At 56.6% G+C, this 22,821-nt stretch carries 20 protein-coding genes; 12 read left to right on the top strand and 8 right to left on the bottom strand.

What is annotated here, in order from left to right; genetic code table 11:
* The first annotated feature begins 12 nt into the window (after positions 1–12).
* The 4 genes from ABWV33_RS03390 (at position 13) to ABWV33_RS03375 (ending at position 5,020) form a co-directional block, all read left to right on the top strand.
* A complete protein-coding gene (locus tag ABWV33_RS03390; protein WP_353329106.1) occupies positions 13–1,377 on the top strand; it encodes a glutamine synthetase family protein in 1,365 nt (454 codons plus the stop codon).
* A 3-nt stretch (positions 1,378–1,380) separates the two neighbouring features.
* Positions 1,381–2,757 (top strand): aldehyde dehydrogenase family protein, encoded by a 1,377-nt coding sequence (locus ABWV33_RS03385; RefSeq protein WP_353329105.1) that lies wholly within the window; start codon positions 1,381–1,383, stop codon positions 2,755–2,757.
* 4 nt (positions 2,758–2,761) lie between these two features.
* Complete coding sequence (locus ABWV33_RS03380) at positions 2,762–3,907, top strand: iron-containing alcohol dehydrogenase (protein WP_353329104.1); 1,146 nt, start codon at positions 2,762–2,764, stop codon at positions 3,905–3,907.
* 402 nt (positions 3,908–4,309) lie between these two features.
* Entirely contained in the window at positions 4,310–5,020 is a 711-nt protein-coding gene (locus tag ABWV33_RS03375) for a porin (RefSeq protein ID WP_113825851.1), read from the top strand.
* Positions 5,021–5,064: 44 nt separating this feature from the next.
* Here ABWV33_RS03375 and ABWV33_RS03370 read toward each other — a convergent pair whose 3' ends face one another.
* The 3 genes from ABWV33_RS03370 to dctP all read right to left on the bottom strand — a co-directional run bounded on the left by ABWV33_RS03370 (position 5,065) and on the right by dctP (position 8,187).
* Positions 5,065–6,468 carry a TRAP transporter large permease gene (locus tag ABWV33_RS03370; RefSeq protein ID WP_113825850.1) on the bottom strand — a complete coding sequence of 468 codons (1,404 nt, stop codon included), beginning with the start codon at positions 6,466–6,468 and terminating at the stop codon, positions 5,065–5,067.
* A 3-nt stretch (positions 6,469–6,471) separates the two neighbouring features.
* The gene (locus ABWV33_RS03365) at positions 6,472–7,101 is read right to left on the bottom strand and encodes a TRAP transporter small permease subunit (protein WP_113825849.1); all 630 of its coding nucleotides are present in this window, start codon (positions 7,099–7,101) and stop codon (positions 6,472–6,474) included.
* 72 nt (positions 7,102–7,173) lie between these two features.
* Positions 7,174–8,187: a TRAP transporter substrate-binding protein DctP gene (dctP, locus tag ABWV33_RS03360; RefSeq protein ID WP_113825848.1), complete on the bottom strand. Its 1,014-nt coding sequence runs from the start codon at positions 8,185–8,187 to the stop codon at positions 7,174–7,176.
* Positions 8,188–8,692: 505 nt separating this feature from the next.
* Here dctP and acs point away from each other — a divergent pair.
* The 8 genes from acs to ABWV33_RS03320 all read left to right on the top strand — a co-directional run bounded on the left by acs (position 8,693) and on the right by ABWV33_RS03320 (position 18,101).
* Positions 8,693–10,660: an acetate--CoA ligase gene (gene acs, locus ABWV33_RS03355; protein WP_353329103.1), complete on the top strand. Its 1,968-nt coding sequence runs from the start codon at positions 8,693–8,695 to the stop codon at positions 10,658–10,660.
* Between the two features lie 5 nt (positions 10,661–10,665).
* On the top strand, positions 10,666–11,349 hold the full coding sequence (locus ABWV33_RS03350; protein ID WP_353329102.1) for an adenylate kinase: 684 nt from the start codon (positions 10,666–10,668) through the stop codon (positions 11,347–11,349).
* Positions 11,350–11,539: 190 nt separating this feature from the next.
* Complete coding sequence (locus tag ABWV33_RS03345) at positions 11,540–11,824, top strand: DUF4212 domain-containing protein (protein WP_121996810.1); 285 nt, start codon at positions 11,540–11,542, stop codon at positions 11,822–11,824.
* A gap of 1 nt (position 11,825) precedes the next feature.
* Positions 11,826–13,610 carry a sodium:solute symporter family protein gene (locus ABWV33_RS03340; RefSeq protein WP_353329101.1) on the top strand — a complete coding sequence of 595 codons (1,785 nt, stop codon included), beginning with the start codon at positions 11,826–11,828 and terminating at the stop codon, positions 13,608–13,610.
* Positions 13,611–13,724: 114 nt separating this feature from the next.
* On the top strand, positions 13,725–15,548 hold the full coding sequence (locus ABWV33_RS03335; protein WP_353329100.1) for a DUF294 nucleotidyltransferase-like domain-containing protein: 1,824 nt from the start codon (positions 13,725–13,727) through the stop codon (positions 15,546–15,548).
* Between the two features lie 61 nt (positions 15,549–15,609).
* Positions 15,610–16,131 (top strand): hypothetical protein, encoded by a 522-nt coding sequence (locus ABWV33_RS03330; RefSeq protein ID WP_353329099.1) that lies wholly within the window; start codon positions 15,610–15,612, stop codon positions 16,129–16,131.
* On the top strand, positions 16,131–17,546 hold the full coding sequence (locus ABWV33_RS03325; RefSeq protein WP_353329098.1) for a 3'-5' exonuclease: 1,416 nt from the start codon (positions 16,131–16,133) through the stop codon (positions 17,544–17,546). Before ABWV33_RS03330 ends, ABWV33_RS03325 begins: the two co-directional genes overlap by 1 nt.
* A 54-nt stretch (positions 17,547–17,600) precedes the next feature.
* Positions 17,601–18,101: a flavin reductase family protein gene (locus tag ABWV33_RS03320; RefSeq protein ID WP_121996805.1), complete on the top strand. Its 501-nt coding sequence runs from the start codon at positions 17,601–17,603 to the stop codon at positions 18,099–18,101.
* Between the two features lie 58 nt (positions 18,102–18,159).
* Here the strand turns inward: ABWV33_RS03320 and ABWV33_RS03315 are convergent, their stop codons facing one another.
* From ABWV33_RS03315 to surE, 5 genes are all read right to left on the bottom strand, one after another.
* Entirely contained in the window at positions 18,160–19,221 is a 1,062-nt protein-coding gene (locus tag ABWV33_RS03315; RefSeq protein WP_353329097.1) for an Mrp/NBP35 family ATP-binding protein, read from the bottom strand.
* A complete protein-coding gene (locus ABWV33_RS03310) occupies positions 19,218–19,415 on the bottom strand; it encodes a DUF6494 family protein (RefSeq protein ID WP_113825872.1) in 198 nt (65 codons plus the stop codon). The genes ABWV33_RS03315 and ABWV33_RS03310 overlap by 4 nt, the downstream gene beginning before the upstream one ends.
* A 591-nt stretch (positions 19,416–20,006) precedes the next feature.
* Complete coding sequence (locus ABWV33_RS03305; RefSeq protein ID WP_353329096.1) at positions 20,007–21,212, bottom strand: peptidoglycan DD-metalloendopeptidase family protein; 1,206 nt, start codon at positions 21,210–21,212, stop codon at positions 20,007–20,009.
* A 66-nt stretch (positions 21,213–21,278) separates the two neighbouring features.
* Positions 21,279–21,926, bottom strand: coding sequence for a protein-L-isoaspartate(D-aspartate) O-methyltransferase (locus ABWV33_RS03300; protein WP_113825837.1), 648 nt, complete (start codon positions 21,924–21,926; stop codon positions 21,279–21,281).
* Positions 21,923–22,705, bottom strand: a complete 783-nt coding sequence (gene surE, locus ABWV33_RS03295) for a 5'/3'-nucleotidase SurE (RefSeq protein ID WP_353329095.1) — start codon at positions 22,703–22,705, stop codon at positions 21,923–21,925. The genes ABWV33_RS03300 and surE overlap by 4 nt, the downstream gene beginning before the upstream one ends.
* Positions 22,706–22,821 lie beyond the last annotated feature (116 nt).

Raw genomic sequence — 22,821 nt, 5'->3', positions numbered from 1 at the left:
GAAAGAGACACCATGACGGCTCCCCTGTCTTTTGAGGCGCTCAAGGCGCAAGCAGCCAACGGCGACGTTGACACAGTTCTGGTTTGCCTTGTGGACATGCAGGGCCGCCTGATGGGCAAACGCTACCACGTCCAGAACTTTATCGACACAGCATGGGAAGAAACCCATTGCTGTAACTACCTGCTGGCCACCGATCTGGAAATGGCCACCCCTGATGGCTACAAAGCCACCAGTTGGGAGGCCGGGTACGGCGATTACGTGATGAAACCGGATCTGGAAACCCTGCGCCCGGTGCCATGGTTAGAAGGCACGGTTATGGTCCTGTGTGACATGCTGGATCACCACACACATGAACCAGTCCTGCATTCCCCCCGTCAAATCCTGCAGGCACAAATTGCCCGGGCCGAGGCGATGGGCCTAACGCCAATGATGGCGACAGAACTGGAGTTTTTCCTGTTCGAACAGACTTTTGATGAAATCCGTAAGACCGGGTTTCGCGATCTGCAGCCAATTTCAGGCTACAACGAAGACTACCACATCCTGCAAACCACCAAAGAAGAACACGTGATGCGGCCAATCCGCAATCACCTCTTTGCCGCGGGTATCCCGGTCGAAAACACCAAAGGCGAAGCCGAGGCCGGTCAGGAAGAGTTGAACATTCGCTATGCCGACGCGCTCGCCTGTGCTGACAATCACACGATCGCCAAGCATGCGACCAAAGAAATCGCGCATATGCATGGGCACGCGGCGTCATTCCTACCCAAATGGCACCATGACCGGGTCGGATCAGCCAGCCATGTGCACTTGTCACTGTGGCGCGATGGCAGCCCGGAATTCTATGACAAAGACGCACCGCATGGCTTGTCCGAACTTGGTCGCCAATTCTGCGCGGGCATGATCAAATACGCACCTGACTACACCTTCTTTCTGGCGCCCTACGTGAACAGCTACAAACGATTCATGAAGGGCACATTTGCACCCACCAAAACCGTCTGGTCAGTGGACAACCGCACAGCCGGGTTCCGTATGTGTGGTGAAAACACCAAAGGCGTGCGGATGGAGTGCCGGATCGGCGGATCTGATCTGAACCCATACCTTGCACAAGCCGCATTGCTGGCGGCAGGTCTGAAAGGCATCGAAGACAAACTGGAGCTCGCTGCGCCCACCGCCGGGGACCTCTATGAGGACAGCGATGCACGCGAAATTCCACGCACCCTGCGCGATGCTGTCGAAACCCTGCGTGGGTCTGACATGCTGCGTGCTGCGATGGGCGACTGGGTGGTCGATCACTACACACGCTGCGCCGAATGGGAACAGGAAGAATTTGACCGGGTGGTCACCGATTGGGAAATCGCCCGTGGTTTTGAAAAGGCCTAAGACATGACGAATACAGTCAAATGTACCTCACCGATCGATGGATCGGTCTATATCGAACGTCCACTTGCCACCCGCGATGAAGCCCTGGCAGCGGCAAGCCGTGCAAAGACAGCGCAACCTGCTTGGGCCGCGCGACCATTGGCTGAACGTATTGCCTTAGTGCGCGCCGCCGTTGCCGAAATCGGCAAGGATCAAGACCGCATGGCGTTGGAATTGGCCCATCAGATGGGTCGCCCTGTTCGCTATGGGGGGGAGTTTGGTGGATTTAACGAGCGCGCATCCCATATGGCTGACATCGCCGAAACCGCCCTTGCCCCTATTGTGGTCGAGGACAGCGATGCGTTCCTTCGTAAGATCGAACACGAGGCCCATGGTGTGGTTTTGGTCGTAGCGCCATGGAATTACCCCTACATGACCGCGATCAACACCGTGGCTCCGGCCCTGATCGCGGGCAATACCGTGTTGCTGAAGCACGCGGCGCAAACGCTGCAAGTTGGCGAACGGCTGGCCGAGGCGTTTCACACCGCTGGCATTCCCGACGATGTGTTCCAGAACCTATTCTTAAATCACGACACCACGTCCGAGCTGATCGCGCGCCGCAAGGTGAACTTTGTTAACTTCACGGGTTCTGTCCGTGGTGGTCAGGCGATGGAACGCGCTGCGGCGGGGACCTTTATCCCGGTATCCACCGAACTGGGTGGCAAAGACCCCGGATATGTGCGTGCCGATGCCAATTTGGATGCCGCCGTGGACACCCTGATCGACGGGGCGATGTTCAACTCCGGTCAGTGCTGCTGTGGGATCGAACGGATTTATGTCCACGAGAGCCTGTATGACGCCTTTGTGGAAAAAGCTGTGGCGCTGGTGAATACCTATAAGCTGGGCAACCCGCTTGAGGCGGACACCACTATGGGTCCAATGGCCCATGTCCGGTTCGCCACCGAGGTCCGCGCTCAAATTGCCGAGGCGATTGAAGCAGGTGCCGTCGCCCATATCGACACGATGGAGGCCGACGATGGCGGTGCCTATCTGACGCCCCAGATCCTGACCAACGTCACCCACGACATGCGCGTGATGCAGGACGAAAGCTTTGGTCCTGTTGTTGGCATCATGAAAGTCGAAAGCGACGAACAAGCTATTGCCTTGATGAACGACAGTCAGTTTGGCCTGACCGCTTCGATCTGGACTGCTGATGCCGACAAGGCTAACGAACTTGGCGCGCAACTTGAAACCGGCACCGTGTTCATGAACCGTTGCGACTATCTGGATCCCGGCCTGTGCTGGACCGGCTGCAAAGACACCGGACGTGGCGCGGGCTTGTCCGTGCTGGGCTTTCATGCTCTGACCCGTCCCAAATCCTACCACCTGAAAAAAGGCTGATCTCATGAACCTGGTTGGCAACTGGTCCTACCCCACCGCGATGCGCTTTGGCGCCGGTCGCATTTCTGAAATAGCAGATGCCTGCGCTGCTGCAGGTATTTCCAAACCCCTGTTGGTCACTGACAAAGGTCTTGCCGACCTGCCGATCACGCAGAGCACGCTCGACCTGTTAGAGGCCGCCGGTCTGGGACGCGCGATGTTCTCGGACGTTGACCCTAACCCGAACGAGAAAAACGTCGAAGCGGGCTTGGCTGCCTACCGTGAGGGTGGATTTGACGGTGTGATCGCGTTTGGCGGTGGCTCGGGTCTGGATCTGGGCAAAACGCTGGCCTTTATGGCCGGTCAAACCCGCCCTTTATGGGATTTCGAAGACATTGGGGATTGGTGGACACGCGCTGACCCGGCGGGCATTCACCCCATTGTGGCCGTGCCAACAACTGCTGGCACCGGCTCCGAAGTAGGTCGCGCGGGTGTTATCACCAATTCGGTGACCCACGAGAAAAAGATCATCTTCCACCCCAAAATGCTGCCCGCCGTCGTGATCTGCGACCCCGAACTGACTATGGGCATGCCCAAGTTCATCACTGCCGGAACCGGTCTTGATGCGTTTGCCCACTGTGTCGAGGCGTTCTGCTCGCCCCATTACCACCCCATGTCGCAAGGCATGGCACTCGAAGGCATGCGTCTGGTCAAAGACTACCTGCCCCGCGCGTATGCCGATGGCAGCGATCTTGAGGCCCGCGCGCACATGATGTCCGCAGCCGCAATGGGTGCGACTGCGTTCCAAAAGGGGTTGGGCGCCATCCACGCTTTGTCCCACCCCATTGGCGCACACCACCACACGCACCACGGCACGACCAACGCCGTTTGTATGCCCGCTGTCTTGCAATTTAACCGCCCAGCAGCCGAAGGCGTCCTGACGCAAGCGGCCGCCTATTTGGGGATCGATGGTGGCTTTGATGGCTTTGCAGCTTACGTTGACACCCTGAACGATAGCCTTGGCATCCCGAAAACATTGACCGAACTCGGCGTCAAAGACCCCGACATCGATGTTCTTGTCCGCGATGCCCTCAACGACCCCTCCACCGGTGGCAACCCTGTGGAAATGACAAAAGAAAACACACGGGCACTTTTCGAAGCCTGTCTCTAATCTTTTGACTCACACAAAATCTGGCACCTTTTTCGAAGGGTGCCAGATGCTAAGAGGGCTACGTCTTTGGCCCCTCTTTCACACACCTGCCCTTTTCACTCAATTCCCACCTAGATCCCGTGCACAGTCGTGCTGCTGGAACGGCCCCTTTGGTCAACACGGCTCGCCAGCGAGAAGCCAGTGTAAATCAAGGCAGCTCATCTAGGTTGCAGCGACTGCTCGACAACCTCCAAATCGCTTAAGTTTACGTTCAACTCCCAAACCTGCCTCATCAGATCACTCCGTCAAGAGGTTTCGACTTTGGAATCAAGACTCTTTACCTGATTCGCTTTCTTGCATAGACAGGGAGACAGAGCGCGAAAAGCGCCTGCGCAGATGCGCAACGACTAAAGGAGCAGTCAAATGAAAATGCGGGCAGTGGCGGCTATGCTCGTCGCGGGACTCATGCCTCAGGGGCTTGGTGCAGTGGAACTCACCGGGGCCAATGTGGATGTGTCCCATTATCAATTCACAAACAACTCCAAAGGAACCCGACAAGCACTGCGCGGTTCGTTCGAAGTGGGCTTTGGTGACGCGGTCGCCACACAGGTGGATCTGGGATATTATAAATTCGGTCAAAGCAACACGAGCGCGAATGCAGCGACTGTGCACGGGATCTACAAATTTAACTATGATGGGGCCATTGGCGCGTTCTGGGGAACCGAAAACGAGCCCTCGCTTGATCGCAACTTTTATGGGTTAGAAGCGACCTATGATTTCGCGAATGTCGGTGTCGAAGGGTATTTCTCACGGGGCAAGGTAAACGGTCAAAACGCCACCATGCTGGGTGGCGTGATCGACAGTGATGTTGGCGATCGGATCAACCTGCGTGCCTCGGTTGATTGGCTTGACAACAACAACGGTGCGAACATGACACGGTTGGCGATTGGTGCGGATTATGATTTCGGCAGCGGTGTAAGCCTGTATGGCGAATTCGGTGGTGGGAACGCGCGTGTGTCGAATTCCAGCTCAAACGATGCGTTTGTCGGCATCGGTCTGAAATTCAACCTGGGTGAAAAGCCCGGCACAACGTTTGACCGTCGTGCGATTATCGACCGGTTGCCCGGCCTATAGAAATTTGGATGCAGGCCGATACGCTGGCCTGCATCCCTTTCGCCTTATTGTGCCAATCTGGGCAGATAGAGCACGATACTTGGAAATGCCACCAACAGGGCGATGGTAATACCATCCGCGATAAAGAACGGCATGACCCCCCGGAATACATCCTGAACGCTTAGATCCGGGCGCACGCCCGCAACCACAAAACAGTTCAGACCAATGGGCGGCGTGATCAGGCAGAACTCAGCCATTTTCACAACCAAAATCCCAAACCAGATCGCACACATAGTACCTGACATGCCAAAGGCGCTGTCCGCTGCCGTGACCGCCTCTCCCCCATTCAGCGCCATCACCGCCGGGTACACCACAGGCAATGTCAGCAAGAGCATCCCAATGGCATCCATGAACATCCCCAACACCGCATAGGCCAACAGGATGCACACAAGGATCAGCATGGGCGACATAGTCAGCGAAGTAATCCAATCGGCAAACGCACCTGGAAGATCCGCAAACCCAAGGAACCGAACATAAATCAGGACGCCCCAAATGATGGTGAAAATCATCACCGTCAGCTTGGCCGTTTCTAACAATGCGTTCTTGAGCTCTGACCAACGCATTCCGTGATAGAGCGCCATAAGGAACACCACAAACGCGCCGAGCGCGCCACCTTCGGTAGGTGTACCCCAAGCGTCGCCACCAAACGGATTGTAGACAAAGCAAATGATGATCACGATCACAAAGACAATCGGCAAAGCACCCGGCAAGGATTCAAACCGCTGACGCCATGTAAACCCGGTGACAGGGGGACCGACGTTCTTAAAAATGACGGCAATCCCAACGATCAGCAGTACATAGACAACAGCACTGAACGCACCGGGGATGAAACCGGCTAGCAACAGCTTACCAACGTCCTGTTCCACGATGATGGCGTAGATCACCAAGATCGCTGAAGGCGGGATCAGAGAGGCGAGCGTACCAGCCGCCGCGACCACCCCAGCTGCGAACCGTTTATTGTATCCAATCGCCAGCATTTCAGGAATCGCGATACGCGCAAATACAGCAGACGTGGCAACCGAGGCGCCAGACACGGCTGCAAACCCAGCCGTTGCAAAGACGGTTGAAACCGCCAGCCCACCGGGAACCCAAGCAATCCAACGCTTTGCGGCTTCGAACAACGCTTTGGTCAGGCCAGCATAATAGGCGAGATACCCGATCAGGATAAACGTGGGGATCAGGCTGAGCGCCTGACTCGACACTTTGGAATGAGGCACCTGCCCGGCGATCTTGACCGAAACAGTTACAGCCTTTCCCAACTTGTCGGGTGCATATCCAAACTTAGCCCAGAAAATCCAAACCAATCCTACAAGTCCAGCAAGGCCAGCAGCAAAAGCCACCCGCATCCCCAGAACCACCATCAGCAGCAGACCACCCGTGACCCAAAGGCCAATATCAATTGAATCCATGGTCTATTCCTGCCCTTCAAGCTGTTCAGCTTCTGCGGCGGCTTGGGCCACCGTATCTTGGATCAGCGGCACTGCAACTGGGTTGGCAAGGCCAAGAACAAAGGCGCGCCCATAGCCCCAAACCTGCAAAACCAAGCGCACACACAGCACTGAAAACGCAACAGGTGCCAACAATTTTGCAGGCCAGATTGGAATGCCAATGTCGATCGAACTGTCCCGGCTCCAGAGTGGGGCGCTGAAATCAAACGAACGTTGGAAATGCGCCCAACTGCCCCAAACCAACGCCACCATCAACACCAGTACCAGCAGCACTGTCAGCATTTCCACGAACCAAAGCGCACGCCCGTGCAATCGACCAACAACAATGTCCATACGGATGTGGCTGCCGTCCCGCTGCACATAGGAAATTCCCATGAACGCAACCAAGGGCATGACCTGTTCGATCCAATCGACGTAGCCGGGCAAAGGCATGTTCGCCGTATTACGTCCACCGACCGAGACCACGGCCAGAACCATCAAACTGAAAACCGCCAAACCGCTCAACAGGGCTAGGGCCTGCTCCAACGAAAGCAACCACCGGTCGAACCGGCTGAGCAAGCTCTGATCCTCCAGCACCGAGGCTTGTCCTGCCATAGCAGAACTCCTTTTTTGATATGTCAGAAGGATAAAAAAAGCCGGGCGTTCATCACGCCCGGCTTAACAACCTTAATTGCCGCGCTGTTGCTTCAGCGTTGCCATTACCAGCTCATACAGATCCTGAGCAGGCAGACCCTGTGCGCTCATGTCTGCGATCCACTTTTCGCGGATCGGATCAGCAGCGACCTTGCGGAACGCATCCAGCTCACCTTCGGCCAGCTCAACCTTGGTCACGTTTTTTTCTGTCAAAACGCTGTCCCATTTGTCCAAGAGCTTACCGTAGTTCTCAAGATAGTGCCCTACAGCGCCGTCAACCGAGCTATCCAACGCCTCGCGGTGCTCTGGGCTCAGCGCCTCATAGGCGTCGATGTTCACAACGACAGGGCAATTCACGGTGCCTGGGTTCAGGTTTGCGGTCCACCAATCGGCCCGGTTGATCGTGCCATAAGCAAGGTGCGCGTGCTGGGCAAACGCCACGGTGTCCACGACACCAGATTCCATCGCATTATAGGCTTCGGTCGCTGTAACCGAGGTAGGAACCCCACCAACGGCTGAGAATGCCTGACCAATACCGCCGGTTGCACGTACGCGCATGCCGTCAAATTCAGCCAACTGGTCACGCGGTTCGCCGGTGCCAACGATATTGTACTGCGGCATCGGGGACGGCATCAAAAGGCGCGCGCTCCACTGAGCCATTTCCTCTTGTACCGCAGGGTGGCTGTAAACCGCTTGGCTTACCGCGACTTCTTCATCCAGATTGCTTACGCCCAAGAACGGCAGCTCGAGTACAGTGATCGCACGGTTCTTGTCTCGGTGATAGCCGGCACAGAACTGCGCCATTTCAAAAGCCCCGATCGAAATCCCATCAAGGTTTTCTTTGTTCTTGGACAAGCCACCATAGCTGATGTTGAGGGTGAATTCGCCACCCGTCTTTTCGCTGACCAGTTCAGCCAGTTTTTCAACATGCTCGGTAAAGGCACGGCGCTTACCCCACAGGGATACGTTCCATTCAACAGCAGCCGCTTCGGATACAAAAGCAAAGCTGACTGCAGCGGCAACAGCGCCGGTCAAAATCTTGTTCATTAAGTCTCTCCCATTCGTGCGACCGATAAAGGCTGGTCGCTTGGAAAGCAGGCTAACGTTAAGGTGTGAGCCTGCCAAGCCCCGAACCCTGCTCTTCCGCTAGGTTCCAGCCCTGTTTTGGCGTCTGAAATCCGACTCATGGGGCGCGACCGCGCAGCTTAATTGCGGCTTTCATGTCCGCTCCGAAACAATATGTCACACCTGCACAATCCTGAATTTGACCCTGCGGCAGGCGGTCGGGTTGCATTGCCCTCGTCAAGAGGTAAGACATCATTGACACCTAAATCCCTGCCCACATTGGGGCTTAGGCCTGTTAAGAAAGTAAGATTTACAAAATCCACGGAGTTAACGAAAAAACTTTACAAGCAAATCGTTATATTCCCGTAAGTTATTCACTTATTTTCAAACCCGCCTATTATTTGGGCTGGGATGGAACCGATCACAACTTGCGCCACTTAAACGGAAGTTGGGTCACCTAAAAAACAGTCAGAGGGAGGAGCCTCAAATGACAACGCCTGCTCAGACCGAAAACACGGTCTTTCCGCCATCGGCAGAAACAGTTGCCCGCGCCCATGTAGACGCCGCAAAATACGAAGAGATGTATAACGCGTCGATCAGCGACCCGGACGCGTTCTGGGGAGAGCACGGCAAGCGCATCGACTGGATCAAACCTTTTACCAAGGTCAAAGACGTCAACTACAACTTTGGCGATGTAGCGATCAACTGGTATGCGGACGGCACCCTGAACGTCGCGGCCAACTGTATCGACCGTCATCTGGAAACACGTGGCGACCAGACCGCGATCATCTTTGAACCTGATGATCCGAACGAAGCGGCGCAGCACATTACGTACAAACAGTTGCACGGCAGCGTATCCCGGATGGCCAACATTCTGGAAACCATGGGTGTGCGCAAAGGCGACCGGGTAATCATTTACCTCCCAATGATCCCCGAAGCCGCCTATGCAATGCTGGCCTGTGCACGTATCGGCGCGATCCATTCCATCGTTTTCGCGGGCTTCTCCTCAGACGCACTCGCGGCACGGGTAAACGGATGTGACGCCAAGGTTGTGATCACCGCGGACGAGGCCCCGCGCGGCGGACGCAAGACCCCCTTGAAATCCAACGTCGATGCGGCCCTGCTGCACTGCAAAGACGATGTGAAATGTCTGGTGGTCAAGCGCACTGGTGGTCAGACCACATGGATCGACGGTCGTGATTTCGACTATAACGAGATGGCGCTTGAGGCCAGCGACTATTGCAAACCTGCCGAGATGAACGCCGAAGATCCGCTGTTCATTCTCTATACCTCAGGCTCTACGGGTCAGCCCAAAGGCGTTGTCCACACCACCGGTGGTTACCTTGTCTATGCGGCGATGACACAGGAGATCACCTTTGATTACCACGAAGGCGACGTCTACTGGTGTACCGCTGATGTGGGTTGGGTCACAGGCCACAGCTATATCGTCTATGGCCCGTTGGCCAATGGCGCGACCACTCTGATGTTCGAAGGTGTGCCTACCTATCCTGATGCCAGCCGGTTCTGGCAGGTCTGCGAAAAGCACAAAGTCAACCAGTTCTACACCGCCCCAACCGCCTTGCGCGCACTGATGGGCCAGGGCAACGAATGGGTCGAGAAATGTGACCTGTCTTCGCTGCGCACGCTTGGCACCGTGGGGGAACCAATCAACCCCGAAGCCTGGAACTGGTACAACGAAGTCGTCGGCGGCGGTCGCTGCCCGATCGTAGACACGTGGTGGCAGACTGAAACCGGTGGTCACTTGATGACTCCCCTGCCCGGCGCCCACGCGATGAAGCCCGGTTCAGCAATGAAGCCCTTCTTTGGCATTCTCCCTGTTGTTTTGGACCCCCAGTCCGGCGAAGAAATAAGCGGCAATGATGTCGAAGGTGTTTTGTGCATCAAGGACAGCTGGCCCGGTCAGATGCGCACCGTCTGGGGCGATCATGAGCGGTTCCAAAAGACCTATTTCGCGGATTACAAAGGCTACTATTTCACCGGTGACGGCTGTAAGCGGGATGCCGATGGCGATTACTGGATCACTGGCCGCGTTGATGACGTGATCAACGTCTCCGGTCACCGTATGGGTACCGCCGAAGTCGAAAGCGCGCTGGTGGCGCATGCCGCAGTGGCCGAAGCCGCAGTCGTTGGGTACCCGCACGAAATCAAAGGTCAGGGCATCTATTGCTACGTCACCTTGATGAACGACCGCGAACCAAGCGATGAATTGCTGAAAGAACTGCGCACTTGGGTGCGGACGGAAATCGGCCCGATTGCCAGCCCGGATGTGATCCAATGGTCACCCGGTCTGCCCAAAACCCGCTCTGGTAAGATCATGCGCCGTATTCTGCGCAAGATCGCCGAGAACGATTTTGGCGCGCTAGGCGACACCTCGACACTTGCCGATCCGTCGGTCGTGGATGACCTGATCGAAAACCGCGCGAACAAGGGGTAATTGGGATGGATGCTGCCGTATTGACCACACCCGCTGTTTTGATCCTTCTCGGCCCTCCGGGCGCCGGGAAGGGCACGCAAGCCCGTATGCTCGAAGAGAAATTTGACCTTGTACAACTGTCTACTGGTGATTTGCTGCGGGCCGCTGTTGCGGCTGGCACCGATGCAGGCAAAGCTGCCAAGGCGGTGATGGAAGCCGGGGATCTTGTGTCTGATGAGATCGTCATCGCCATTCTGCGGGATCGTTTGGGCGAAGCTGATTGCGCCAAGGGCGTCATTCTTGATGGCTTCCCCCGTACAACCGTACAGGCGCAGGCGCTGGACGATCTTCTGACCTCGACCGGTCAAAAGATCAACGCCGCCATCAGTCTTGAGGTGCAGGACGCCGAAATGGTTACCCGTATTTCAGGCCGCTACACCTGTGGCGGCTGTGGCGAAGGCTATCATGACAGCTTTAAGCAGCCCGCAACAGCAGGCACCTGTGACAAATGCGGTAGCACCGACATGAAGCGTCGCGCTGATGACAACGCCGAAACCGTTGCCAGCCGGCTCGAGGCGTATCACGCACAAACCGCGCCTCTAATCGCCTATTACGATGGCAAGGGTGCCCTTAACACCATCAACGCCATGGGTCAGATCGACGAGATCGCTCAAGGTCTGAACGACATCGTTACGTCAGCAATGGCGTAATTAAGGCCCGAGGCCTCAACGCCCCCCCGGCTTTGGGGCCTCGGTTCCAATACAGCAATACCCGAAGGACCGCCTTGGCGGACCGGAGGAGCTATGTCTGCGTTTCGCGATACCGAACGTAGGCAGACAGAGAAGGTTTGTCCGCTCCGCAAGCGGCCAAATCAGGAGGAAGCAAAGGAGGGCCCGCAGTATGGCGGATCAAACAACAACACCTGCACAGGTGGCCGAGGCCGACAAAGCCTATTGGGCGGCAAATGTGCGGATTATTCTCATCAGCCTGGTGATCTGGGCTGTTGTGTCATTTGGGTTCGGCATTTTGCTGCGCCCGCTGCTGTCGGGCATTGCCGTCGGTGGTACCGATCTGGGCTTCTGGTTTGCTCAGCAGGGTTCGATCCTCGTCTTTCTGGCGCTGATCTTTAACTACGCTTGGCGCATGAACAAGCTGGACGCCGAATTCGGCGTTGAGGAGGAATAAGATGGACCAGTTCACCATCAACCTGCTGTTTGTTGGCGCGTCTTTCGCGCTCTACATCGGCATCGCGATCTGGGCCCGCGCGGGTTCTACGTCGGAATTCTACGCTGCGGGTCGCGGCGTTCACCCCGTTACCAACGGTATGGCCACTGCGGCTGACTGGATGTCGGCGGCCTCGTTCATCTCGATGGCGGGTCTGATTGCCTTTACCGGGTACGACAACTCATCCTTCCTGATGGGCTGGACCGGTGGCTACGTTCTGCTGGCTCTGCTGCTGGCACCTTACCTGCGTAAATTCGGCAAGTTCACCGTATCCGAGTTCATCGGTGACCGGTTCTACTCGCCCACCGCGCGCATCGTCGCTGTGATCTGTCTGATCGTTGCCTCGACCACCTACGTAATCGGTCAGATGACCGGCGTTGGCGTTGCCTTTGGTCGCTTCCTCGAAGTGTCCAACACAACCGGTCTGTTGATCGGTGCTTGTGTTGTTTTTGCTTACGCGGTGTTTGGCGGCATGAAGGGTGTAACATACACACAGGTTGCTCAGTACGTTGTTCTGATCATGGCCTACACCATCCCGGCGATCTTTATCTCGCTGCAGCTGACCGGCAACCCGATCCCTGCACTGGGTCTGTTTGGTGATCACGTCGCATCCGGTGAGCCACTGCTGCAGAAACTGGACGCCATTGTAGCGGAACTTGGCTTTAACGAGTACACGACCCATCACGCAGACACATTGAACATGGTTCTGTTCACCCTGTCTCTGATGATCGGTACTGCTGGTCTGCCTCACGTCATCATGCGCTTTTTCACCGTTCCACGCGTTGCTGATGCACGCTGGTCTGCGGGTTGGGCACTGGTGTTCATCGCTCTGCTGTATCTCACCGCTCCTGCGGTTGGTGCCATGGCGCGTCTGAACATCACCGACATGATGTGGCCCAATGGCACAGATGGCGACGCGGTTTCGGTTGAAATGATCGAAAACGAGCCTCGGTATGACTGGATGGCCACATGGCAGAAAACCGGTCTGCTGAATTGGGAAGACAAGAACGGCGACGGCAAGATCCAGTACTACAACGACAAGAACGCGGACATGCAGGCCAAAGCAGCTGAAAAAGGCTGGAGCGGCAACGAATTGACCAAGTTCAACCGTGACATTCTGGTTCTGGCCAACCCTGAAATCGCCAACCTGCCCAGCTGGGTAATTGGTCTGGTGGCTGCGGGTGGTCTTGCGGCGGCTCTGTCCACTGCGGCGGGTCTGTTGCTGGCGATCTCGTCTGCGGTATCGCATGACTTGATCAAAGGTTCGATCAATCCGCAGATTTCGGAAAAGAGCGAACTGTTGTCGGCGCGTATTGCCATGGGTGTGGCGATTGCACTGGCGACATACTTGGGCCTGAACCCTCCCGGCTTTGCGGCTCAGACAGTGGCACTTGCGTTTGGTCTGGCAGCGGCGTCGATCTTCCCGGCTCTGATGATGGGTATCTTCTCCAAGAAGATTAACAACACCGGTGCCGTGGCAGGTATGTTGGCTGGTCTGGGTGTAACACTCCTCTACATCTTCCTGCACAAAGGCTGGTTCTTTGTACCAGGTACCAACTCGTTCACCGATGCAGACCCACTGTTGGGGACCATCAAATCGACATCGTTCGGCGCGATTGGTGCTGCGGTTAACTTTGCTGTCGCCTACATCGTAGCCGGCATGACCAAAGAAACCCCGCAGGAAATCAAAGACCTGGTCGAAAGCGTGCGTATCCCCCGGGGCGCAGGCGCAGCTCAGGATCACTGAGGTGCAGGGTCGGTCTTTCTCCCTCCCATCTAAGACCGGCCCTTCCTGAGCCCTTGGTCCCGCCCGGTATCGTTCCGGGCGGGACCTTTTTCATTTTTATCAAGGTCGCAACCGATGCCTTTGACCCCAGCGCAAGTCACCCGTTTCCTGAAATCCGTGCACCCTTATGATGCGCTTCCATTGGATGTTCTGGAAACCATCGCGCCCCAATTGGACGCGTGGGAAGTGGAACAGGACTTCTCGATCTATGATCTGGGCGATGCCCTGCCCGGTCTGTTTTTGATCTACGAAGGACAGGTGGAAATCACCGACGAAAATGATGTCGTTGTGTCCCATCTTGGCTTACGCAACTCCTTTGGGGAACGTGGCCTGCTGCGCGATGGCAAAGCCGTCACCAGCGCCCGTGCAGATGCGCATTCCATCCTGCTTGTTGTGCCCTCTGCGCTGTTTTCTGAACTGCTGGACACCCACGACGTTGTCGCCAAGTTCTTTAACCGTGGCCGTGGACCGCGCCCTCAGCAGGAGTCCCTGGCCACCAGCCCGGTCGATACCCTGATGGCACGCAATCCGGCGACCTGCCCGCCCGAAACCTCAGCCCAAGATGCTGCAATACTCATGCGCGCGCGCAAGATCTCATCGCTTTGCATCACGCAAGGCGACGCTTTGCATGGCATTCTAACCACCCGTGATCTGTCAGGCAAAGTGGTTGCCGAGGCCCTGCCCCCGTCGACCCCCGTGGCACAGATCATGACCTCTGCGCCTCTAACCCTGTCCCCAAGCGCAATAGGCTCGGATGTGCTGCATGCGATGATGGAACACCACATCGGTCACATCCCGATCACCGAAGGAAACCGGCTGGTCGGCATCGTCACTCAGACCGATCTAACCCGATTTCAAGCCGTCAGTTCCGCAGAGCTGGTCAGCGCAATTGCACGCGCGGGCAGCGCCGAAGAGATGGCTAAAGTCACCGCCGAAATCCCACGCCTGCTGGTGCAGCTGGTCGCTGGTGGAAACCGGCATGAGGTGGTCACGCGTCTGATCACCGACATCGCCGATACAGTGACCCGCCGGTTGCTGACCTTGGCCGAAGCAAAGCTTGGCGCGGCCCCCGTGCCCTATCTCTGGTTGGCGTGCGGATCGCAAGGACGCCAAGAACAGACCGGTGTCAGCGACCAAGACAACTGTTTGATGCTGGATGATACGGTGACCGAGGCAGACATGCCCTATTTCGCCGAGTTGGCGAAATTTGTCAGCGACGGCCTCGATGTCTGTGGTTATTTTTACTGCCCCGGCGACATGATGGCGACCAATCCCCGCTGGTGTCAGCCCGCCCGGGTCTGGCGTGACTATTTCGCTGGTTGGATCGCCAAGCCCAGCCCCGAGGCGCAAATGCTGGCCAGCGTCATGTTTGATCTGCGCCCTATCGGGGGCAATTTTGATCTTTTCGAAGATCTGCAAACCGACACGCTCGGGGCTGCTGCAAAGAACTCGATCTTTGTTGCGCATATGATTTCGAACTCTTTGAAACACACACCTCCACTGGGACTGTTGCGCGGGTTTGCCACCATTCGCTCGGGCGAGCACAAAAACCAGCTGGATCTGAAACATAACGGCGTCGTACCCGTGGTGGATCTGGGCCGGGTCTATTCCTTGCAAGGAAAACTGCCCGAGGCCAACACCCGCGCCCGACTGAAAGCCGCCGAAGCCGCAGGGGTACTCAGCCCATCGGGCGCACGTGACTTTTTGGATGCCTATGATCTGATCGCGGAAACCCGGTTGGAACATCAGGTTGCGCTGGTCAAGGCGGGGAAAGCCCCCGACAACTATCTGCCCCCCGCCGATCTGTCCGACTTTGAGCGAAGTCATCTGCGAGATGCCTTTGTTGTGGTAAAGACGATGCAATCGGCCGTGGGCCACGGCAAAGGCATGCTCAGCTAACAGCAGCAGGCCCGCCGAATAAGAATGAAACGAAAAACATCAGAAGCAGGAGAGCAACGCGATGTTTCTGGAATTAATTGCGACTGTATTTGCCGGGATGGCCATGGCTGGCGTTGTGATGGTGATCAACCGGGCCACGGGCGGGCGGTTGCCGCGCTGGTTTGCCCCCGTCGCCGCCGGGGCGGCCATGATTGGTGTGACCATTTCAAGCGAATACAGCTGGTATGGGCGTACGCTGGATGGCATGCCGGACGGCCTGAAGGTCGTGCAGGAAGTTGAAAATAAAAGCATGATCCGCCCCTGGACGTATGCCGTGCCCTTTGTGGATCGCTTTGCGGCGATTGATACATCATCCATTCAACGCAACCCAAAACTGGCAGACCAGCGATTGGGGGATCTTTACCTCTTTGGTCGTTGGGCGCCTGTCAACAAACTGCCCGTGCTAGCCGATTGCGCCGGTGCGCGTCGCGCTAACCTGATTGATGGTGCGAACTTCGATGCGGATGGGGCGGTGATTGATGCCAGCTGGGTGCAGGTTGCGCATGATGATCCTGTGCTAACGGCGTTGTGTGAGACGGTGTAATGCTGACCAACCTAAGCCTACGTGTACGTGTCTTTTTGTTCTTTGTTTTGATGGCTTTTGGTGGCACAGCTGTCGCCGGGCTAGCACTTTATGTTGGATATCAGCGCGCGGGCTCGCCCGCACTTTTGGATGCGTTTGTCTTTAGCGGCACGTTAACCATTTTTGGACTGTTGGCTTTGGTTGTCGGCGTTTGGCTTCTGTTTGATGAAAACGTGGCAAAACCCATTGAACGGCTCGCCGCAGAAATGCGTGCCCGTGCCCATGCGGGCATTCAAAACGATATGGATCTTGAAGCCGCACGATATCTGGGGGATCTGGCCCCGGCGGCGGCGGGATTGGCGGGGCAGCTCAGCGACACCACGCTGGAAACGGCCCAGACCGTTGCCAACGAAACTGCCCGGCTTGCTGCGGACAAAGAGCGGTTGAGCGCTCTACTCACCGATATCCCACTGGCTATGATTTTGGTCAGCCCATCGCACCAAATCGTGCTCTATGACGGACAAGCAGCCGAGTTCCTGGCCCAAATCGCCACGCCCCGGTTGAATGCCTCATTGTTTGATTACCTAGACAAGGCCACTGTCGAAGCAGCCTATGCCAAGTTGGTGAAAACTGGGATGGAGGTCACCTGCCCCTTGTTGGGTCATGATGGCATCCAACACATAGATGCAAGAATGAAGCCACTCGGAAACGCGTCTGGCTACATGTTGATCTTGGATTCAGTCACGCTCGATGTCGCGCCAGAGGCGCAGCGTCCGCTGGTGTTTGACTTCGACCTGTTAGAGCAGCGCGCTGCAACACCGTATGATGCCCGTCCGATTGAGGATCTTTGTTTTGTCGTGTTCGACACCGAGACAACGGGCTTGCTCCCTCACAAAGATGAAATCGTCCAGATCGGCGCGGTACGTATGCTGCGGGGGCGTATCATCGAGGGCGAGGTGCTCAACACGCTCGTTGACCCCGGCATGCCAATTCCGCCTCCGTCCACCAAAGTTCACGGTGTAAGTGACGCCATGGTTCAAGGCGCGCCCGATATTCGTGATGCAGGGAGGACGTTCCATCATTTTGCCCGCGACGCCGTGATTGTAGCCCACAACGCACCATTTGATATGGCCTTTTTGCGTCGACACGCCAAACGCATGGACGTTGCATGGGATCACCCGATCCTTGATACTGTTTTGCTCTCGGCGGTATTGTTTGGTGCAAGTGAAACGCACACGCTCGACGCGCTTTGTGATCGGCTGGATGTCACCATTCCCGCCGCATTACGCCACACCGCCCTTGGCGACGCGCAAGCCACGGCTGAGGTTCTGACCAAGATGTTGCCCATGCTAAAAGCGCGAAATTTTGAGACCTTCGGAGACGTGATTGCCGAAACCCGTAAACACGGTCGCCTGTTACAAGACTTGAATCAGTAGACAAATGGTGCGCGCCGTGGCACGGGACTTCGGGACAGGATCCAAAGGTACGTCATGAGCGAAACTATCTTTACCCCCGGCCCCGAAACCACTCGCGCCCTGCGGGATGCGTTAGGGTGTTATGGAACCGGCGTGACCGTTGTGACCGCATCATCGCCTGATGGCCCGGTCGCAATCACGGCCAATTCGTTTGCCTCTGTGTCGCTGGATCCGCCCATGGTGCTGTGGTGCCCGGCCAAAACATCCACGCGCTATGATGCCTTTATGGCCGCGCAACACTACGCCATCCACATCATGGCTGAAGGACAACTCGCCACTGCACAGGCTTTTGCGCGGGACGGAGCCGATTTTTCACATGCGGAGTGGACCGAGGACGCCAACGGAATACCAATTTTGACCAAATCGCTGGCCCGGTTTGATTGCCGGTTGATTGCCCAACACGACGCTGGGGATCACACGATTATTCTGGGCGAAGTTGAAACCGTTCTGCATCGGCAAGGTCAGGGTTTGATGTTCAAACGGGGCCAATTTGGCGATTTCGCCCCGCGCACCTGATAAAAAGAAAAAGGGCGCGTAAACCGCGCCCTCTCCATTTCTTTAGATCCTTGGGATCTTAGGCGATGCCCTGAGTTATCAAATCTTTGGCGATAGAACGGAACGCTTCCGCCTGTGCGCTCTCAGGTTTGGACACCACAATCGGCGCCCCCTCATCCGCGGCCACCCGGATATCCAGGTGCAGTGGAATTTCACCCAAGAGCGGCACACCCAGTTTTTCCGCCTCTGACGCTACGCCGCCATGCCCGAACACATGCTCTTCGTGGCCACAGTTGGAACAGATGTGTGTCGACATGTTTTCAATCATCCCAAGGATCGGCGTCTTGGTTTGACGGAACATATCGATGCCTTTGCGGGCATCCAGCAGGGCAACATCCTGCGGCGTAGACACCACGATGGCGCCATCCAAAGCGAATTTCTGTGTCAGGGTCAGCTGAACATCACCTGTGCCGGGTGGTAGGTCAACGATCAGGACATCCAATTCGCCCCACTGCACCTGGTTCATCATCTGTTGCAACGCGCCCATCAACATCGGTCCCCGCCAAACGACGGCTTGTCCTTCGTTGGTCATCAAACCCATGGACATCATTGTGACGCCATGATTGCGCAGCGGAAGAATGATCTTGCCATCTGGGCTGGCGGGACGTCCTGAAACCCCCAGCATACGGGGCTGCGAAGGACCATAGACATCAGCATCCAACAATCCAACGCGGCGGCCTTGAGCCGCCAAAGCACACGCCAAGTTTGCGGACACAGTGGATTTACCGACGCCCCCCTTGCCCGAGGCGATTGCGATAATTCGCGCGACACCCGGAACGGCCGCCGGTGCGGTCGCAGATGGTTTCGGCTTGGGTTTCAATTCCGGAGGAGCTTTTTCAGAATGTGCCGTCAGCATGGCCGACACTTTTTCAACGCCTTCGACCATGCTTGCAGCCTGTTCAGCGGCAGCTCGGATCGGCTCCATCTGTTCGACCTTTTTCGGGTCAATCTCAATCACGAACCGCACCTGATCGCCCTCGACGTTCAGCGCGCGCACCAGCCCCGAACTGACAATGTCCTGCCCGCTGCCCGGATCTACGATCTTTTTCAGGTTCGCCAGAACCGCTTCGCGAATGCTCATGAGTTGTCGTCCTTGATTTGACCCGTCACCACATGCTCAACCTCGAGCCCATCAATCGTCAAAACCACCTTGGCCTCAAAACTCTGCCCCTCAGAGAGATCAGCTTTGCGCAGCCCCTCTTCGATGGCCTGCTGGCTGGTCACCCCAACCTGCTTGAGGAACTTGCGCATGGACATGTTATAATCACCACTCATCGCATGTATCTCCGTTTTCTCGTGCTTCGTTTGACGCTGATGCTTGCGCACCCTTACGGGGCCAAGAGCCATGCGTTTGCCCGTTTCTGCCTGAGCAATGCCCAGATCACCAGCCCCCACTTTAGCGAAAGGTCCAGCCGACCGATCAACAAGGGGGAATTGGCGTGAATGTTTTGTCCCATTTGCCCGCAGAACACACGAAACAATCCTTTTCAAATACGGGGCTTGGCAGGCCATTTGTTCTGTTTCATAGTCCGCCCGTCGGAAAGAAGGGGAGAGCTTTCCGATCAGGAAACCATGGTGAGCACGATGTCGCACATCCAAGGACCCTTTGCTGACGCTGTGGCGAGTGCCCTTCGATCAGTGTGAAAAGAGGGGTTTAAGGTCGCGCCGTGCACATTATGACTGGGGCGGCTGTGGGCAACCACACCGCCCCCCTGAACCTTGGCGGTGCAGGTTGTACGATGAACACAGACAATTGAGCGCCAACACTTTAAGGGTTTCCAAACGTCTGAAACTCAAACCACACGAAAACCTTGCCCCTCCCTATCGCGGGGTAAGCGGCCAACCCGATGGCAGGCCGCGTCGCTATTATTGCAGGTAAGGACTGGGGTCGACACTGTCGAACCCTTTGCGCACCTCAAAGTGCACGTAGGCATTGTCGCCACCGCGCAACTGCGCCAGCTTTTGCCCGCGCTTGACGCGGTCGCCTTTGTTCACCTCGATCTTGTCAACGTTTGCATAGACCGTCAGCAGATTATTCTTGTGGCGCACAACGATGATCGGCACCTGATCCGCATCTGCAGTGATCGCCGCAACTGTACCAGAGGCCGCCGCCACAACAGGAGAACCCGCAGCCGCTGCAATATCAATGCCGTCGTTTTTGCCCTTGGAATAGGGGCGAATAATCTTGCCCGACACCGGGAAGCCCATTGCAGCTTTGCTTGTTTTGGTGGGCTCAGCCACTTTCACATCAGGCGCTTCTGGGGGCTTGGCAGTGGTCTTTTCTTTTGGCAGTGGCGTAGTAGAGCTCGGCGGCAACGGCGTCGGTGACCCTGACCCCGGCTGTGTGACAGCAGCCGCACCTGCAGCAGCGGTGACACCCGCAGCCGCTGGTGTCGTACTGGATGATTTCGGAGCCGATTGATCCTTGACCGGGATCAGCAAATATTGACCTTCGCGCACCGCAAAATCAGACCCCAAGCCATTCCATTCGGCCAAAGCTTTCACAGGAACCTGATACAGTCGCGAGACAGTATAGGCCGTTTCCCCACGCGCAACCTTGTGCCGGATTGGCTCTGGTCCTGCCGGTTTGGGGGCCGCTTTTGCAGGCGTTGCAGGCGCCAGTGGCTTTGTTTCAATCGGCGTCGTATCCGGGGCTGCATCAATCGCTGTTCCAGCCAAAGCAGCAATATCAACCGCAGATCCACTTGTGGTGGGCTCGGCAACACGGCGCGGCAAGGCCAGAACCTCACCTTCGCGCATCTTCACATCGGGCTCCAAGCCATTGAACCGTGCCACCTCTCCGGCGGGTAAACCAACGCGATTGGCCAGATCCGTAACACTGTCCCCCCGCCGGGCTACAGCAACTTGATAGGTGGGATAAGAAATCACGCCACGGTCATCCGGTTTCGGGCGATCCGCGGTACTGACATTTTGTGCTGCCTGTGCGGTACTGAAGCCGCCAACATTGCCGCGCAAATCATAGTCCAAGGGACCGTCACAGGCCGCAGTCAGCGCCAAGGCGGCACCAGCCACCCAGACCCGAGCAGGGACAACACAGGAAAAAGCACTCATCTCACAATCCTCAAAGCGCCCCCTGTTAACCGGAGGCTTGGCATTTCATGCGGCACAAATAGGCCTTTATCCGTCCTTTCCCAAGCCTTCAAGCAAAGGAACAAATCGAACGGGCCGGATTTCGTCATATTCAAAACCAGTTTCGTGTCGGCGCACCCGTATCAACGTCTGCACCGTATCCGACTGGCCCACCGGCACAACCATGATACCGCCGATTTTCAGCTGCGCCAAGAGCGGCCCGGGCGGATCTTCGGCGGCGGCGGTCACAATAATACGATCAAACGGCGCCTGCTCTGGCAAACCGAACGATCCATCCACCGTCATCGCCGTGATATTGGCCAGATGCATGGACTGAAAAACCATCTGCGCCTCGCGCACCAAACGCGCATGGCGTTCAACCGTATAAACCCGGCGTGCCAGTTTGCTCAAGATCGCGGCTTGATACCCAGAGCCAGTTCCAACTTCTAAAACCTTATCGCGCGGATTGACCTCAAGCGCTTGCGTCATGATCCCAACAACTGATGGCTGGCTGATTGTTTGGCCACAAGCAATCGGTAGCGGCATATCCTCGTAAGCGCGCGCGGCAAAGATGCCTCGCACAAACGGCCCCCGGTCGATTTCTTCCATTGCGGCCAGAACCTTGGCGTCAGTCACCCCCTTGGAGCGCAGATGGAAGACAAACTGCATTTTGGTTTCAGGATCTGGACCGCTCATTCGATTGTCTTGAGTGCCTCTAGGTGATCATGGGCGGTCAAGTCCGCACGCATGGGCGTTACCGAAATGTAGCCCTCAAGGTTCACCGCAGCATCGCTGCCCGGTTCGGTCATCACTTGCTGATTGCCGCCTTTGATCCATAAGAACCGACGCCCGGTGGGGGATTTATGCGGCTCAACAGTAAACTTGGTTTCGCGCCTGTAGCCCTGTGGTACGGCACGAATGCCAAGCACGTCATCGACTGGAACCGGTGGGAAATTGACATTGTAGAACAGGCGGTAATCCGCTCCTACGCCCGGATCCTGGTCCAAGATCTTGCGGATCACGTCGGCCCCATGTGCCAAAGCCACTTCAAAAAGGTCAGGCCGTTCAAAATTGCGCGGGCCAAAATACTGCGACAGAGCAATGGCGGGCAAACCTTGCAGGGCCGCCTCCATTGCGCCACCCAGCGTGCCGGAGTAGAGCGCGTTTTCTGCCGAATTGTTACCCTTGTTCACACCGGACAACACCAGATCTGGCGGATTATCCTTCATCACATCGTGCAAGCCCGCCAACACGCAATCCGCCGGCGACCCTTCGGCGGCATAACGGCGTTCGCTCAACTTAGCGATCATGGTTGGGTGGGAATAGCTGATGCAATGGCCCACACCAGATTGTTCAAACGCAGGCGCAACCACCCACACTTCGCCATCAGGCCCGGCCAACTCGGCAGCAATGGCCTCTAACGTCGCAAGTCCCGGCGCGTTGATGCCGTCGTCATTTGTCAAAAGAATACGCATAATACCCCGCCCCATTTGGTTCTTGATAACTGCGCACCAGCGCCCCGGCAAGCAAGCACAGCCCAGACAGGCACAAAAAGAAAGGAGCGTTGCCGCTCCCTCTCTCAATCCAAGAC

The organism is Phaeobacter sp. NW0010-22 (assembly GCF_040365955.1).
Classification (GTDB): domain Bacteria; phylum Pseudomonadota; class Alphaproteobacteria; order Rhodobacterales; family Rhodobacteraceae; genus OMPR01.
Note: the sequence above shows the minus strand (reverse complement) of the source record. Positions and strands in the feature narration are given on the sequence as shown.